This is a genomic window from Actinophytocola sp., from assembly GCF_036002505.1.
GTDB lineage: Bacteria > Actinomycetota > Actinomycetes > Mycobacteriales > Pseudonocardiaceae > DASYTH01.
Genome location: NZ_DASYTH010000034.1, coordinates 1 through 15817, shown reverse-complemented (window position 1 = coordinate 15817; position 15817 = coordinate 1). Strand labels below are relative to the sequence as shown.

Here is a 15817-nt window from a genome sequence, read left to right as displayed (position 1 = left end):
CACCGGGGGCAAGCCCCCGGACCCCAGTTCCTCGGGCCCACCTCGTCGCGGTGGGCCAACGCCCTCGCCGCGGCATTCGCAAGCTCATGCCGCCCTCCGGTCGCGGAACTCGAGCGCGGCGGCGACGTGATCGGAGTCGGGGCGGTCGACGTTGGCGAGGTCGCTGAGGGTCCAGGCGACGCGGAGGGTGCGGTCGGCTCCGCGGGCGGTGAGGGCGCCGCTGGCGAGGCTGCGGTCGAGCAGGGCGGTGGTGGGGCGGGCCAGGCCGAACTCGCGGCGGAGGAAGGGGCCGGGGACCTCGGCGTTGGTGTGCCAGCCGTGGCCGGACCAGCGTTCGGCGGCGCGCTGGCGGGCTCGGGCGACCCGGGCGCGAACGAGGTCGGTGGACTCCGGAATGGTGCCCTCGGTGGTGGACATGGCGGTGATCGGGCGCATCCGGACGCGGAGGTCGACGCGGTCGAGCAGCGGGCCGGAAAGGCGGGCCAGGTAGCGGCGCCGGGCGTGCGGGGAACAGGTGCAGTCGCGCTCCCGCGGTGGAGCGCAGGGGCATGGATTGGTGGCGAGCACCAGCTGGAAGCGAGCCGGGTAGCGGACCACGCCGTCGCGGCGGGCCAGACGGATCTCACCCTCTTCGAGCGCGGTCCGCAGCGACTCGAGACAACGGGGGCCGAGTTCGCCAGCCTCGTCCACGAACAGGATCCCATGGTGGGCTCGGCTGATGGCGCCGGGTTTGGCGAGGCCGACACCACCGCCGACGAGGGCGGGGACGGAGGTGGAGTGGTGCGGGGAGACGAAGGGCGGGATGGTGATCAGCGGTGATTCGGGGGTGAGGGCACCGGCGATGGAGTGGACGGCGGTGACTTCGAGCGCCTGATCGTGGTTCAGCCGCGGGAGCAGGCCGGGGAGGCGCTGGGCCAGCATGGTCTTGCCGGTGCCGGGCGGGCCCATCAGGAGCAGGTGGTGGCCGCCGGCCGCGGCGACCTCGAGGGCCCAGCGTGCCTCGGGCTGGCCGAGGACGTCGGCGAGATCCTCGGTGGGGACATCGGGGATGGGCGGGTGCGGGCCGGGTGCGGACAGCCGGCCCGGCTCGCCGCGGAGCCAGCCGAGCACGTCCTCGAGGCGTTCGGCGCCGAGCACCTCGACATCACTGACCAGGGCCGCTTCAGGGAGGGTCGCGGCCGGAACGATCGCGTGGCGCAGGCCTTCGCGACGGGCGGCTAGGAGCCCGGGCAGGATGCCGCGCACCGGGCGGATCCGGCCGTCCAGAGCCAGTTCGCCGATGAGGACGGTCTGCGCGAGCGGGCCCGGCGGGACCTGGCCGGCCGCGACCAGCACGGCGCAGGCCAGCGCCAGGTCGTAGCTCGAGCCGCCCTTGGGCAGCGCGGCCGGGGACAGGCCGAGGGTGACGAGTTGGTTGGGCCATTCGAGGTGGCTGTTGCGGATGGCCGCCCGCACCCGCTCCTTGGCCTCGTTGAGCGCGGTGTCGGGCAGGCCGATGAGCTGGGTCTTCGGCTTGCCGCCGCCGACATCGGCCTCGATCTCCACGACCTTGCCGTCGATGCCGAACAGCGCCACCGCGAAGGCGCGTGCGAGCGGCATCAGAAGGCCCTCGGCTGGTGGTCGATGACCGGGGTTCGGTTGGGCGGCCAGAGGATGGACACGATGTCGAACCGGTCCGGGACCCAGGGTTGGACGCCCTGGGCCAAGCGCCAGCGGCGGGCCAGGCGGCGGATGCGGTGGGCTTTCCGATCGGTGACGGACTCGGCAGGGGTGCCGTAGGTGGTGCTGGTGCGGGTTTTGACCTCGCAGAAGACGAGCTGACGGCCATCGGTGAGGACCAGGTCGAGCTCGCCTTCGGCGCAGCGCCAGTTGCGGGCGAGCACGAGCAGGCGCTCGCTGTCCCACAGGTAGCGGGCGGCGAGGTCCTCACCTCGGCGACCGAGGGCGAGGTGCGGGGCGGCGGGCGGTGCGCTCATGGCGTCGACTCTGCCGCGTGGCGGGCAGGTGAGCCGGCGTCTGGGCGTCGACTGTGGACAGCTACCCAGGTTGGGGACAAGTCAGCCGAACAAGATCGAGATAGGGCGGACTTGTCGGGGCGGTGTGCTACCCGCCGAAGGGGCCTTCCTCGGGGAGGCGGAGGTCGGGTTTGTCGAGCTCTTCGACGTTGACGTCCTTGAAGGTCATGACGCGGACGTTCTTGACGAAGCGGGCGGGGCGGTACATGTCCCAGACCCAGGCGTCGGACATCCGGACTTCGAAGTAGACCTCGCCGTCGGCGTCGCGGACCTGGACGTCGACGCCGTTGGCCAGGTAGAAGCGACGCTCGGTCTCCACCACGTAGGAGAACTGACCGACGATGTCGCGGTACTCGCGGTAGAGCGAGAGCTCCATCTCGGTCTCGTACTTCTCGAGATCCTCGGCGCTCATGCGGTGTCGCGCTCCTCGTGGTCCGGCCACCCGGCGGTCATCAGGGATGTCTCATTCTGAACCACGACACCCGCGCCGGTATCGACGGCTGGGGTGGGATCACCCGGGGCGGGTAGGTAGCAGTGCGGGGCGACCGGGTGGGGCGCCTTGAGACCGTGCCGGGCGCCCGCGGTGAGCACGTTGACGAAGGACCAGCGGTGCGCCACGCAGGGGCCGTGCTCGTCGAGCGCGGCGCCATGCTCGGCGGTGCAGTAGCCCTTGTGGTCGTCGAACCCGTAGACGGGATGCCGGTCGTGCAGGCCGACCATGATCCGGTCCCGGGTCACCTTGGCCAGGATCGACGCGGCGGACACACAGGCGGCGGCCTGGTCGCCCTTGACGATCGGGATGCTGGGCGCGGTCAGGCCGGGCACCCGGAAGCCGTCCACCAGCACGTAGCCGGGGTGCGTGGTGAGCTGGGCGACGGCCCGGCGCATGCCTTCGATGTTGGCCACGCCGACGCCCCGGCGGTCGACCTCGGGCACCGGGATGATCACGACGGCGTAGTCGACCGCGCGTTTGACGACCAGGTCGTACATCCGCTCCCGGGCGGCGGGCGTGAGCAGCTTGGAGTCGGTGAGGCCCTCGAACCGCGCGGCGTCGCCGGGCCGCAGCACGCAGGAGGCCACCACCAGCGGGCCGGCACAGGCGCCGCGGCCGGCCTCGTCGACCCCGGCGACCGGGCCGAGCCCACGCCGGTCCAGCGCGCCCTGCAGGCCCCAGTTGCCCGCGCCCCGGCGCAGGATCACCCGCGGCGGCCGCAAGTCCATGGCAACCATCGTCACCGCCGAGCCGACCGCCGCCTGAGCGGGAGCGAAGGCCGCCGCGTCGCCTGGACTGAGGAGCAGCGCAGGGAGCGAGCGCCAGCGAGCAACCGAGCAGCGGACGAGGGAAAGCGACGCGTTGGGCGGCCTGAGCGGAGCGAACCGTTGAACACGGAAACCCGCACCCTCCTGCCCAGCCACAGCACGGGGAACGCGGCCGCGAAGCCGACCCCGAACGGCAGGCCGGCCTCCAGCGCGACGGCCTGCGGGTCGTGGTCGCCGACGCCCCGCCAGCGACCCGGCGGCAGCACGATGAACCGCGCCTTGCCGATCACGTTGTCCACCGGGACGACGCCGTTGGGCCCGCCGCCGCCCTGCACCCGGGAGTCGGCCGAGTTGTTGCGGTTGTCCCCCATCACCCAGAGCGTGCCGTCCGGGACCTTGAACTCCTCGAACTCCTGGTTTCCGTTGGGCGCGCCGCCGTCCCAGTAGACGTACGGCTCGTCCAGCGACTGCCCGTCGACCTGCACCCGGCCCTGCTCGTCGCAGCACTTGACGGTCTGCCCGCCGACCGCGATCACCCGCTTGACCACGTCGTCCTCGTTCGGCGAGGCCAGGCCGAACATGGCGCCGATGTCCTGCAGCCAGCGCACCACGGTGTTGCCGGAGCGGTTGGCCCGGAACTCCGACTGGTTCCAGGTCTCGGGCCGTTCGAACACCACGACGTCGCCCGGGCGCGGATCGCGGAAGACGTAGGTGACCTTGTCCACCAGCACCCGGTCGCCGTAGCAGCCGGCGCAGCCGTGCAGCGTGTGCTCCATCGACTCGGACGGGATCAGGAACACCCGCGCGATGAACGTCTGGATGAGGATGGTCAGCACGAGCGCGACCGCGATCAGGATCGGCAGCTCTTTCCAGAACGACCGCTGCTGTTTCGCCTTTTTCGGCTTCGCGCCGGACTCGGTTTCCTCGCCGGTAGTGGCCTTGTCGGCATCCTCCTGCCCGGTTGGTTCCTCTTCGTCCGCATTGCCTTTGGCGTGTCCGACATCGACCACGTGTGCAGACTACCGGGACGGTGTGCGACCCCTGTGACGGCGGCGGAACAGCAGGAACACGGGCAGGGCGCCGAGCAGTCCGACGCCCGCCGGAAGGGCCTGCTGCCAGCTCGGCGCGCTCAGTGCCTGGGCGGTCGCCTGCGGGTTGTGGTCGCCGACGCCCTGCCAGCGGGACGGGGGCAGCACGATGAACCGGGCCTTGCCGATCACGAGGTCCACCGGGACGACGCCGCTGAGGCCGCCGTTGACGTCCTTGCCGCCGCCCTGGCAGCGCGAGTCGCAGGAGTCGTTGCGGTTGTCCCCCATGACCCACAGGGTGCCGTCCGGCACGCGGACCTTCGGGAACGGCGCCTGGGTGCCGGGACGGCCGGTCTCCCAGAAGATGTACGGCTCGTCCAGCGGTTTGCCGTCGACCAGCACGTGGTTGTCCGCGTCGCAGCACTCGACGGTCTGCCCGCCGGTGGCGATCACACGCTTGACGAAGTCCCGCTCGTCCGGCGGGGCGAGGCCGACCAGCGCGCCGATCTGCTGCAGCCCACGGACCAGGACGTTGCCCGTGCGCGGCACGTCGGCGTCGTTCTTCGTCCAGGCCTCCGGGCCCTTGAAGACGATCACGTCGCCGGGCGACGGGTCGGAGAACCGGTAGACGATCTTGTCGACCAGCACCCGGTCGCCGGTGCAGCCGGTGCAGCCGTGCAGGGTCTGCTCCATCGAGCCGGACGGGATCGAGTAGACCCGGCCGAGGAAGTGCTGGATCAGGATGGTGAGCACGATCGCCACGGTGAACAGGACCAGCAGCTCCCGCCAGAGCGGCTGCTTGCGGGGCGTCTTGCGGTGCCGGCCGCGTTTGGCCCCCTTCGGCAGCGGCGAGATCTCGGGTGTCCACGGCTGGGTGCGCCGCCCGGCGCGGGCCGAGTCGCGGCGCCGGGGCACGTCAACGCGCGCGATGAGCTCGGTGCGGTCGGGGTCATCCTCGGGCGCGGCGAGGTGCACGGGGGTGGCCACGACACCAGGTTACGGGAGAGCGGTGTAACGCGGCCTTATGAAGCCGACTGGGGCTCCCGCTTCTCCTTGATCTTGGCGGCCTTGCCGCGCAGCTCACGCAGGTAGTAGAGCTTGGCACGGCGCACGTCGCCCCGCCGGTCGACCTCGATCTTGGCGATGTTCGGGGAGTGCACCGGGAAGGTGCGCTCGACGCCGACGCCGAAAGAGATCTTGCGGACGGTGAACGTCTCCCGGATGCCGCCGCCCTGCCGGCGGATCACCACGCCCTTGAAGATCTGCACCCGCTCCCGGGAGCCCTCGATGACCCGGACGTGGACCTTGAGGGTGTCGCCCGGACGGAAGTCCGGGATGTCGGAACGCAGCGATTGGGCGTCCAGGGCATCCAGGGTGTTCATCGGTGTTCCGTCCTCGTCTAGCTGGGTTGATCTTCTCGCGTCCGGCTGGCACGCGGCATCGCTGGTGACCAGCCTGGATGGGGGCTCGTGGCGCGGGCCCGGGGCGGTGCCCGGTCGCGGCAACCTACAAAGTATGTCAGACCGTTGGCCGGTCGTTAACGGGCACCCTCGCGGAGCCGGTCGAGGACGGCTCGGTCGTGCTTGTCGAGGGCGTCCTCGGGGAGCGCGGCGAGCAGGTCGGGGCGGCGGTGGAAGGTGCGCTCCAGGGCCTGGTCGCGGCGCCAGCGCTCGACGGCGCCGTGGTTGCCGGAGCGGAGGACGTCGGGGACGGGCAGGTCACGCCAGATCTCGGGGCGGGTGTAGGACGGGCCTTCGAGCAGGCCGTCGGAGAAGGAGTCCTGTTCGGCGGAGGCGGGGTTGCCGAGCACGCCGGGCAGCAGCCGGGCCACCGCTTCGATGATCACCATGACCGCGACCTCGCCGCCGACCAGCACATAGTCGCCGATGGACACCTCGTCGACCGGCATCCGGGCGGCCGCGTCGGTGATCACCCGCTGGTCGATGCCCTCGTAGCGGCCGCAGGCGAACACCAGCCACTCCTCGGCGGCGTACTCGCGGGCCAGCGCCTGGGTGAACGGGCGGCCGGCCGGCGTCGGGACGACCAGGCGCGGCGAGCCGATACAGACCGTGTCCAGAGCCTCGCCCCAGACCTGGGGCTTCATCACCATGCCGGGGCCGCCGCCGTAGGGACTGTCGTCCACGGCGCGGTGCACGTCGTGGGTCCAGTCGCGGAGGTCGTGGACGGACAGGGTGATCAGGCCACGATCGATGGCCTTGCCCAGGAGCGCGGTGCGCAGCGGGGCGAGGTACTCGGGGAAGATCGTGATCACGTCGAGGCGCACGGCGGGGTCCTCCATGCCCTGAAGGCCGCCTTCAGGGCGTTGAGCGTCCTGAATGACGCCTTCATGGCATGTCCAGTAGGCCCTCGGGCGGGTCCAACACCACGCGCTTGGCGGCCACGTCGACCTCGGGCACGATCGCGTGGACGAACGGCACGAGCACCTCGCGGCCGCCGTCGAGCTCGAGCACGAGCAGGTCGCCGCCGGGGCCGTGGACGACCTCGAGCACGGTGCCGACCGGGGTGCCGTCGGAGAGCGTCGCGGCGAGGCCTTCGAGCTCGTGGTCGTAGAACTCGTCGGGATCCTCGGACGGGGGGAGGTCGGCGACGTCCACGAGCAGCAGCGCGCCGCGCAGGGTCTCGGCGACGTCCCTGGTCAGCACCTCGGCGAAGCGGACGAGCAGACGCTCGCCGTGCGGCCGGGCGGCGGCGACGGTGAGCGGCCGGGCGGTGCCGTCGCGGAGCCGGGCCCGCAGCACACTGTCGGGCGCGAACCGCAGCTCCGGCTCGTCGGTGCGCACGTCCACGGACAGCTCGCCGTGCACGCCGTGGGCCTTGGCTACCCGGCCGACGGTGACCTCACTGGTCGGTGTCGACGACATCCACCCGGATTCCCCGGCCCCCGATGCCGGCCATGACGGTGCGCAGCGAGGTCGCCGTGCGGCCGCCGCGCCCGATCACCTTGCCGAGGTCGTCCGGGTTGACGTGCAGCTCGAGCGTGCGGCCGCGGCGGGTGGTGACCAGCTCCACCCGCACGTCGTCCGGGTGATCGACGATGCCCCGCACCAGGTGCTCGAGCGCATCGGCTAGGAAGCTCACGGCATCCCCTCGCAGGCTCGGTGATGCCGTGAGCCAGTGTCCAATGGCTCGCTCGCAAGCTCGCTCGCGATCACGACTCTTCCTTGACGTCCTCGGTCTTCTCGGCCTTGGCTTCGGTCTTGCGCGGGGCCTTCTTCTTCGGCGTGGTGGCCTCGGTGGTCGGCTCCTCGCCGGCGGCCTTCAGCGCGGCCTCGAAGAGCTCCTGCTTGGTGGGCTTGGGCTCGGCCTTGCGCAGGGTGCCCTCGGCGCCGGGCAGGCCCTTGAACTTCTGCCAGTCGCCGGTGATCTCGAGCAGGTGCTGGACCGGATCGGTCGGCTGCGCGCCGACGCCGAGCCAGTACTGCGCGCGCTCGGAGTCGATCTCGATCAGGCTCGGCTCCTCCTTGGGGTGGTACCGGCCGATCGTCTCGATCGCCTTGCCACTGCGACGGGTGCGGGCGTCGGCGACGACGACCCGGTAGTACGGCGAGCGGATCTTTCCGAGCCGCTGCAGCTTGATCTTGACCACGGGGTGGGTTGCTCCTCAACGTTGCACACAATGGTCGGACGCCGGCCTACCCGAGTGGGGTCGGGTGGGCAGCGCCCGGAGGTTCATGGCGCCATGGCACGGCGAGAGGGTCCGGCCACAGCAGACAACCGAACATTCTGCCAGACGGCGGTTGGCGGCCCTCCACCTAGGTGCCGTGCGCCCGGCTGGCTGGTGGGTCAAGCAGAGGTTGGCGGGTGGCGGTTGATGGGGTGGCCGGCTTCTCAAGATGGCAAGGACGAGGAGGGTGGGTGGTGAGCTGCGGTGCCCGGGCGGCGGTGGCGAGGACCAAGACCCGGGCCGCAAAGCGGCCGTGGGTCCGGGTGGCACGTGTGGGTGACATGGAGGTCCATGATCGCTATTTGGGGCTCGTTAACCGCGCTGAGCACGGGCAGGGCGCCCGAAACGCTGATCTTGACGCCCAGGGGCCAGGAAGTGCCTGAAATCCGCCCAACGCGGCCGAACCCCTCCGCGGCGAGCCGTGCGGCCACCTAACGCACCGCCACCCAAACGAACCTTCAGACCCGGGCCTGACATCAGGGCGGTAGGACGTCCAGGGCCACCAGGAGCACGGCGAGAGCCGGCAGGAAGTTGTTGATCTGGTGGGTGATGATGCTCGCGCCGAGCCGGCCGGTGAAGAGGCGGGCCAGGCCGATCGGGATGCCGATCACCAGCAGCAGCGAGGTGCGCAGGGGCTCGAGGTGGGTGACCGCGAAGATCACCGTGGTCAGGCCGAACACCCACCAGCGGCCCCAGTTCAGCCGTTCCAGCGCGCCCCAGAGCAGGCCGCGGTAGATGATCTCCTCGCAGACCGGGCCGATCAGCCAGACGAACAGGAACATGGCGATCGCCGCGACGACCGGTAGGCGCTGGTTCTCCACGAGCATGCCGAGCGCGGAGGTGGCGTTCTGCTCGCCGACCAGCTTCGTCCACAGGAGCGCGGCCACGGTCGTGCAGACCAGCCCGATGCACCCGTAGCGCAGACCGGCCCGGATGTCGGCCCAGGTGAACGACCAGCGCAGGTCCAGCCGGGGTCCGTTGCCGCGCAGCACCGTGACCAGGATCGCCACGCCGGCGGCGAGCAGGGGCGGCATCACCGTGCCGATCACGGCGACCTTGACCGAGAGGGTCTGCCCCGGCGCCAGGACCTGCGCGATGGCTCCGATCAGCACCGCGGAGAGCACGAACGTGGCAAAGACCAGCAGAAACGCCCCGAGCCCCCAACGGTGCTCCCGTGGCTCGTCCTCCGGCAGGGCGGCGGAGATGCGATCAGCAAGATCACTCACTCGCGTCGACCCCCTCCACAGGTTCGCCGTAGATCCCCGAGAGTATCCGGCCCGCTACGAGATCACTCGTCCGCGCAGGACAATTCGCTTCGGGTGTCGCAACGTGTCCAGGTTCTGGCGTGGATCGCCGGACAGCACGAGCAGGTCGGCCGCGGCGCCCTCCCCGACACCGGACCAGCCCAGCCAGCTCCGGGCCGACCAGGAGGCCGCCGCGATCGCGCGCTCCGGGCTCATGCCGACGCGGTGCAGGGCAACGATCTCGTCGACGATCCGCCCGTGCCGGATGCCGCCGCCGGCGTCGGTGCCGGCGTAGACCGGGACGCCGGCCTCGACCGCGGCCGCGACCGCCGTGCCGGCCCGGGCGTGCAGCGCACGCATGTGCCCGGCGTAGTGCGGGTACTTCTCCGCCTTCGCCGCGATGTCCGGGAACGTCTCGATGTTGATCAAGGTGGGGATCAGCGCGGTGCCGCGCTCGGCCAGCTCGGCGATCTGGTCCGCGCCCAGGCCCGGGCCGTGCTCGAGGCAGTCGATGCCGGCGGCGATGAGGCCGGGCAGGGCGTCCTCGCCGAACACGTGCGCGGTGACCCGGGCGCCGGCCTCGTGCGCCACCTTGATCGCCTCGGCGAGCACGTCGTCCGGCCAGAGTGGGCCGAGGTCGCCGGTGTCCCGGTCGATCCAGTCGCCGATCAGCTTGACCCAGCCGTCGCCGTAGGCCGCCTGTTCGGCGACCACACCGGGGAGCAGCGCCGGATCGTCGACCTCGACGCCGATGTGCTGGAGGTAGCGCTTGGGCCGGGCGATGTGCCGACCGGCCCGGACGATGCGCGGCAGGTCGAACCGTTCCTGCAGCGGGCGGGTGTCCATCGGCGAGCCGCAGTCGCGGATCAGCAGGGTGCCGGCGTCCCGGGCGGTCACCGCCTGCGCCTCGGCACCGGAGAGGTCGTCGGTCGCGAGCCCGATGTGGCAGTGCGCGTCGACCAGACCGGGCACCAGGAACCCGCCGTCCACAATGGTTTCGGCGCCGGCCACCCGCTCGGTCCGGATGCGACCGTTGACGATCCACAGGTCGCGTTCCTCGTCCCCGGGCAGCACCACCGCCCGCACGTGCAGCGCCGTCATGCGTGCAGGTTACCCAGTGCGCACCGCGGCCGGCGTGTTCGCAGTGCGAACGCATTCTTGGGTACTAATGTGGCTACCTTTCGCGCTGCCGGAGGGGGAAGCTTGGGCGTCGCTATTCGCTGAGTCGTTCCCTGTTTCACCGCGACTCAATCAAGGAAGGCGCGCTCAAAGATGCGGAGAAGATCTCTCCGGAGGGCCACCGCGCTCACCGCAGCAGCAGTGTTAGCGATCTCCAGCTGGTCCGTGCGGACGGCCGTGGCCGAGCCGGCCGCGCCCGCCGTCGACCAGGCAATCGGTATCCAGGGCGAAGGATCGCCCCGCCGCGACGTGGACAATCGGGGCGCCGCGGCAGTGCCCACCACCCAACAACGCACGCTTGCGACGGAGCGCAGCACGGCCGTCCGGTGGAACCGGTACGGCACGCCCGCCACGCTCGTTCCGCGCACCGACACCCAGCGCCGGGCCGCCACCACGAGCGACCCGGTGGCGATTGCCCGCGGTTTCCTGGCGGATAACCGTGCGGCATTCGGAGTATCCGACCAGTCCATCAATTCGATGGACGTATTGCTGAGCCGGCCGATGGGCGAAGGCTCCTATGTGATGCTGCGCCAGCGGTTCGGCGACCTGCCGTCCACGCTGGACGGCCTGGCCGCGTTCGGCATCCGGGACGGCGCGGTCGAGTTCGCCACCTCCACGATCAGCCCGGACCGCCCGGCGCCCGAGCCGGCGACCCTCTCGCCCGAGGCGGCGCTGGCCGCGGCGAGCGCGGACGCGGGCCTGTCCGCGGCGCAGCTGGCGAGCACGCACGTGTCGCTGGGCGCCGTGCCGATGCCGGACGGCGCGCCCCGGGCGGCCTACCAGGTGGTGCTGCAGAGCAACGACCTGGTCGCCGACTTCACCGCGTTCACCACCTACATCGACGCCCGTACCGGGCAGGTGCTGGTTCGCGAGGACATCGTGGACCACGAGACCGACAACCCCGAGTGGAGCGCCTTCCCGGCCAACCCGCCGGCTGACTACTCCTCCCGGGACAACCGGGTGACCTGGTGCCTGACCCAGGCCCCCGGCTGCGAGCGCGCGGTGAGCTCCGCCAACGACGGGCTCGCCTGGGACGTCAACCGGGCGACCGGCACGTCCACCCTGACCTCGGTGGGCAACTCGGCCCGGAACACCGAGAAGTGGGACAGCCTGGCCGGTGGCACGGTCGGCACGCGCACCTCGGCGGCGAGCCCCGCCCGGGACTACCGCTACGCCTGGACCAACCAATGGCTCGAGGCGAAGTGCAACCCGGAGGTGTTCGCCACCCCGCAGCAGAACGACATCGACGCGGCCATCGCGAACCTGTTCGTGCAGCACAACCGGATGCACGACTGGGCCTACCACCTCGGGTTCACCGAGGAAGCCTGGAACATGCAGATCAGCAACGGCAGCCACGGCGCGCTGGGCGCGGACCCCGAGCAGGGACAGGCGCAGTCCGGCGGCCGGGCCGGTGGCGCGCCGCCGGCGTTCCCGTCCCGGGACAACGCCAACCAGTCCAGCCCACCGGACGGAGTGCCGCCGGTGACCAACATGTACCTGTGGCAACCGCTCCCCGGCGCCTTCTACGCCCCGTGCGTGGACGGCGACTACGACATGTCGGTGATCGGCCACGAGTACACGCACGCCATCTCCGGGCGCATGATCGCCGGCCCGAACTCCGGCTGGTCCGGGCAGCAGGCGGGCTCCATGAACGAGTCCACGTCGGACCAGTTCGCGTTCGAGTACCTGCAGGAGTACGGGTTCCGGCCGAGGGGCGACACGCCGTTCGTCACCGGTGGGTACGTCACCGGCAACGCGAAGGTGGGCATCCGCGACTACGACATGAGCAGGTCCCCGCTCAACTACAGCAACTTCGCCTTCGACCTCACCGGGCCCGAGGTGCACGCCGACGGTGAGATCTGGAACGCCATCGGCATGGACCTGCGCCAGGCCATGGTCGACAAGTACGGCGAGGGCACGCCGGCACAGCTTCGGGCGTGCGCGGACGGCGCGGTGCCGGTCGAGCGGTGCCCGGGCGGCCGGCGCTGGGTGCAGCTGATGTTCGACGCGCTGCTGCTCAACGCGTCGGGCGCGGTGAGCTTCGTGGACATGCGGGACTCCATCCTCGCCGCGGACCAGATCCGGTTCGGTGGCGCCGACCTCGAGCCGCTGTGGCTGGCGTTCGCCCGCCGTGGCGTGGGACGCGACGCGGCCAGCAACGGGACCGCCGACGTGGACCCGACGCCGAGCTTCGCCTCGCCCATGGCGCGCAACGCCACGCTGCGGTTGCTCCCCGCCGGTCAGGCGGCGGGCGCCGCGGTGCGGTTGTACGTGGGTGACTACGAGGCGCGGTCCGTTCCGGTGGCGGACACCGACCCGGCCACGCCGCTGCCGGACACGGTGGAGTTGGCACCGGGCAGTTACCACTTCCTGGTGGCGGGCGCCGGGTTCGGCAGCACCCGGTTGGAGCGCCGGGTGTTCGCCGGGGAGCGCGGTGTTCTGCCGGCCATCCTGTTCCGCAACGTGGCCTCCGCGGCGTCGGGTGCCACGGCGACGGGTGACGGGGTGAACCTGGACAAGCTCATCGACGACACCGAGGCGACCGACTGGGCGTCGGTGGGCTCGCCGGTGGCGGGCAAGAGCGTCACCGTGGCGCTTCCCGGCCGCGTCCAAGTGGTGACCCGGGTGCAGTTCAGCGCGTTGCTGCGGCCGGCGATCGCGGGTGACGCCGATCCGGGCGCGCAGAGCCGGTTCACGGCGCTGCGGCAGTTCGAGGTGCTCTCGTGCAACGCGGTGTTCGGCCAGGACTGCGCCAACCCGGCCAGCTTCCGGCACGTGTACACCAGCCCGGCCGACGCGTTCCCGGCCGGGGTGCCGCGCCCGGTGGCGCCGGACCTGATCGCCCGGTCGTTCCGGATCCCGCCGACCATCGCCACCCACCTGATGGTCCGGGTGCTCACCAACCAGTGCACCGGCACGCCGGCGTACGCGGGCCAGCAGCACAACGACCCGCGTTCGATCAGCGACTGCACCACCGGCAACCCGGCGGTGGCGCAGGCGGTGCGGATCGCCGAGTTCCAGGCGTTCATCCTCTGATCGCCTAGTTGACTCGAAGGGGGCTTTCGCCGGCGCGGCGGATGCCCCCTTCGTTCATGTCGAGATGTGGCCGCCGGCTTCTACGTACCGGGTGACGACACCACCGGAGCCTGGAGGCCGACCGTGACCTACACCGCGGATCCCCGCGTGGACGCCTACATCGACGCGTTGCCGGAGTGGCAGCAGGCCGTCTGCCACGAGGTGCGCGAGCTCGTGCACGCCGCCGACCCGGAGGTCGAGGAGACCATCAAGCGGACGCGGCAGCCGTATTTCGTGCTGGAGGGCAACGTCTGTGCGCTGCTCGCGGCGAAGGATCACGTGAACGTGTTCCTGTACGACGGCGGGATCGTCTCCGACCCGGAGGGGATCATCACCGCGGGCCACGACAACAAGACCGCGCGGACGGTGGCGTTCTGGCGCGGCGACACGATCAACGCGCGGGCGCTGACGGCGATGTTCCGGCAGATCATCGCCAACAACCGGGCCGGCGGCTGGCGCAAGCTCAAGCGCGAGGGCTCATGCCCTGAAGGACGCCTTCGGGGCGTTGAGCGTCCCGAAGGCGTCCTTCAGGGCACTCCGGCCTAGTTTTCCTTGGGGTTCTTGGGCAACTTGAGCTTGGACGGGTCGAAGCCGGGTGGGAGGTCGTTCAGCCCGGCGAGGCCCGGGGGAAGCTGGTTGAGCCCGGGCGGGAGGTTGGAGAGGTCGGGGAGGCCGCCGGGGAAGCCGGGCATGCCGCCGCGCACCTTGGGCTGGGTGGGGCCGCGGCCCTTGCCCTTCTTGCCTTTCTTGCCGCGTTTGGTGGCGCGGGAGGTGCGGGCGCCGGGGAAGCCGAAGCGGCCGGCCATCTGCTGCATCATCTTGCGGGCCTCGTAGAAGCGGTTGACCAGGTCGTTGACCTCGCGGACGGCCACGCCGGAGCCGCGGGCGATGCGCTGGCGGCGGGAGGCGTTGATGATCTTGGGGTCCTGGCGCTCGGCCGGGGTCATGCCGCGGATGATCGCCTGGAGGCGGTCGAGGTGCTTGTCGTCGACCTGGGCGAGCGCGTCCTTCATCTGGCCGGCGCCGGGGAGCATCCCGAGCAGGTTCGCGATCGGGCCCATCCGGCGCACGGCGAGCATCTGGTCGAGGAAGTCCTCCAGGGTCAACTCGCCGGAGCCGATCTTGGCCGCGGTGGCCTCGGCCTGCTGCTGGTCGAAGTGCTGCTCGGCCTGCTCGATCAGGGTCAGCAGGTCACCCATGCCGAGGATGCGCGAGGCCATCCGCTCGGGGTGGAAGGCATCAAAGTCACCGAGTCCTTCGCCACTGGAGGCGAACATGATCGGGACGCCGGTGACGTCGCGGACGGACAACGCCGCGCCACCGCGGGCGTCGCCGTCGAGCTTGGTGAGCACCACGCCGGTGAAGCCGACGCCGTCGCGGAACGCCTCGGCCGTGGTCACCGCGTCCTGACCGATCATGGCGTCGACCACGAACAGCACCTCGTCGGGCTGGACGGCCTCCCGAATGTCGGCGGCCTGGCGCATCATCTCCTCGTCGACGCCGAGCCGGCCGGCGGTGTCCACCACGACCACGTCGTGCTGGGCGTGTTTGGCCTCTGCGACGCCGCGGCGGGAGACGTCGACCGGGTCGCCGACGCCGTTGCCCGGCTCCGGCGCGAACACCGGCACGCCGGCGCGCTCGCCGACGATCTGGAGCTGGGTGACCGCGTTGGGGCGCTGCAGGTCGGCCGCCACCAGCAGCGGGGTGTGGCCCTGGCCGGCGAGCCAGCGGGCGAGCTTGCCGGCGAGCGTCGTCTTACCGGAACCCTGCAGGCCGGCCAGCATGATCACGGTCGGCGGGGTCTTGGCGAAGGTGAGCCGGCGCGTCTCGCCGCCGAGGATCGCGATGAGCTCCTCGTTGACGATCTTCACGACCTGCTGGGCCGGGTTCAGCGCGCCGTGCACCTCCGCGCCCTTGGCCCGGTCCTTGACCTTGGTGATGAACGAGCGGACCACGGGCAGCGCGACGTCCGCCTCCAGCAGCGCGATCCGGATCTCGCGCGCGGTGGCGTCGATATCGGCGTCACTGAGCCGGCCCTTGCCCCGCAGGCCCTGCAGAGCCGCGGTCAACCGGTCGGAAAGAGTGTTGAACACGTACGCAACGGTACTTGGTCTGGGAAAAACGGATTGCCCAGCGGACCGGTTCAGACCTCTAGACTGCTGGGTCGTGTTGAACAAAGCCCTGCGCATCGCCGTTGCCACAACGATGTTCGCCAGCGGAATGCTGCTGGCCGGTGGGGAGGCGGCGGCCGACCAGCCGCCGGTGACCCGCGGTCCGTGCCAGTACACCTCGACGCCGGACGACCCGGCGGTGCGGCCGGTCAACCTGCCG

At 71.2% G+C, this 15817-nt stretch carries 16 protein-coding genes; 2 read left to right on the top strand and 14 right to left on the bottom strand.

What is annotated here, in order from left to right; translation table 11 throughout:
* Window positions 1-84: 84 nt before the first annotated feature.
* The 13 genes from VGR06_RS01945 to VGR06_RS01885 form a co-directional block, all read right to left on the bottom strand.
* Window positions 85-1599 carry a YifB family Mg chelatase-like AAA ATPase gene (locus VGR06_RS01945; protein ID WP_327557170.1) on the bottom strand — a complete coding sequence of 505 codons (1515 nt, stop codon included), beginning with the start codon at window positions 1597-1599 and terminating at the stop codon, window positions 85-87.
* Window positions 1599-1976: a YraN family protein gene (locus VGR06_RS01940; RefSeq protein ID WP_327557169.1), complete on the bottom strand. Its 378-nt coding sequence runs from the start codon at window positions 1974-1976 to the stop codon at window positions 1599-1601. The genes VGR06_RS01945 and VGR06_RS01940 overlap by 1 nt, the downstream gene beginning before the upstream one ends.
* A 127-nt stretch (window positions 1977-2103) precedes the next feature.
* On the bottom strand, window positions 2104-2427 hold the full coding sequence (locus VGR06_RS01935; protein ID WP_326921153.1) for a DUF2469 domain-containing protein: 324 nt from the start codon (window positions 2425-2427) through the stop codon (window positions 2104-2106).
* Window positions 2424-3236: a ribonuclease HII gene (locus VGR06_RS01930; RefSeq protein ID WP_327557168.1), complete on the bottom strand. Its 813-nt coding sequence runs from the start codon at window positions 3234-3236 to the stop codon at window positions 2424-2426. The genes VGR06_RS01935 and VGR06_RS01930 overlap by 4 nt, the downstream gene beginning before the upstream one ends.
* A gap of 11 nt (window positions 3237-3247) precedes the next feature.
* Window positions 3248-4285 (bottom strand): signal peptidase I, encoded by a 1038-nt coding sequence (gene lepB, locus VGR06_RS01925; RefSeq protein ID WP_327557167.1) that lies wholly within the window; start codon window positions 4283-4285, stop codon window positions 3248-3250.
* A 9-nt stretch (window positions 4286-4294) separates the two neighbouring features.
* Window positions 4295-5290 carry a signal peptidase I gene (lepB, locus tag VGR06_RS01920; protein WP_414637127.1) on the bottom strand — a complete coding sequence of 332 codons (996 nt, stop codon included), beginning with the start codon at window positions 5288-5290 and terminating at the stop codon, window positions 4295-4297.
* 35 nt (window positions 5291-5325) lie between these two features.
* Window positions 5326-5685 carry a 50S ribosomal protein L19 gene (rplS, locus tag VGR06_RS01915; protein WP_327557166.1) on the bottom strand — a complete coding sequence of 120 codons (360 nt, stop codon included), beginning with the start codon at window positions 5683-5685 and terminating at the stop codon, window positions 5326-5328.
* A 155-nt stretch (window positions 5686-5840) separates the two neighbouring features.
* A complete protein-coding gene (gene trmD / locus VGR06_RS01910; RefSeq protein WP_327557201.1) occupies window positions 5841-6587 on the bottom strand; it encodes a tRNA (guanosine(37)-N1)-methyltransferase TrmD in 747 nt (248 codons plus the stop codon).
* A gap of 61 nt (window positions 6588-6648) precedes the next feature.
* Entirely contained in the window at window positions 6649-7185 is a 537-nt protein-coding gene (rimM, locus tag VGR06_RS01905) for a ribosome maturation factor RimM (RefSeq protein ID WP_327557165.1), read from the bottom strand.
* Window positions 7163-7402 carry an RNA-binding protein gene (locus tag VGR06_RS01900; protein ID WP_326474701.1) on the bottom strand — a complete coding sequence of 80 codons (240 nt, stop codon included), beginning with the start codon at window positions 7400-7402 and terminating at the stop codon, window positions 7163-7165. Before VGR06_RS01900 ends, rimM begins: the two co-directional genes overlap by 23 nt.
* Window positions 7403-7472: 70 nt before the next feature.
* Complete coding sequence (gene rpsP, locus VGR06_RS01895) at window positions 7473-7910, bottom strand: 30S ribosomal protein S16 (protein WP_327557164.1); 438 nt, start codon at window positions 7908-7910, stop codon at window positions 7473-7475.
* Between the two features lie 554 nt (window positions 7911-8464).
* Entirely contained in the window at window positions 8465-9214 is a 750-nt protein-coding gene (locus tag VGR06_RS01890; RefSeq protein WP_327557163.1) for a type II CAAX endopeptidase family protein, read from the bottom strand.
* A gap of 54 nt (window positions 9215-9268) precedes the next feature.
* Window positions 9269-10333 (bottom strand): amidohydrolase family protein, encoded by a 1065-nt coding sequence (locus VGR06_RS01885; RefSeq protein WP_327557162.1) that lies wholly within the window; start codon window positions 10331-10333, stop codon window positions 9269-9271.
* A 219-nt stretch (window positions 10334-10552) separates the two neighbouring features.
* On the opposite strand from VGR06_RS01885, the gene VGR06_RS01880 reads away from it, so the two are divergent.
* The gene (locus VGR06_RS01880) at window positions 10553-13447 is read left to right on the top strand and encodes a M36 family metallopeptidase (protein WP_327557161.1); all 2895 of its coding nucleotides are present in this window, start codon (window positions 10553-10555) and stop codon (window positions 13445-13447) included.
* 123 nt (window positions 13448-13570) lie between these two features.
* Entirely contained in the window at window positions 13571-14032 is a 462-nt protein-coding gene (locus VGR06_RS01875; protein WP_327557160.1) for a DUF1801 domain-containing protein, read from the top strand.
* Here the strand turns inward: VGR06_RS01875 and ffh are convergent.
* The gene (gene ffh, locus VGR06_RS01870; protein ID WP_327557159.1) at window positions 14029-15579 is read right to left on the bottom strand and encodes a signal recognition particle protein; all 1551 of its coding nucleotides are present in this window, start codon (window positions 15577-15579) and stop codon (window positions 14029-14031) included. The two genes, VGR06_RS01875 and ffh, sit on opposite strands and share 4 nt — an antisense overlap.
* Window positions 15580-15817 lie beyond the last annotated feature (238 nt).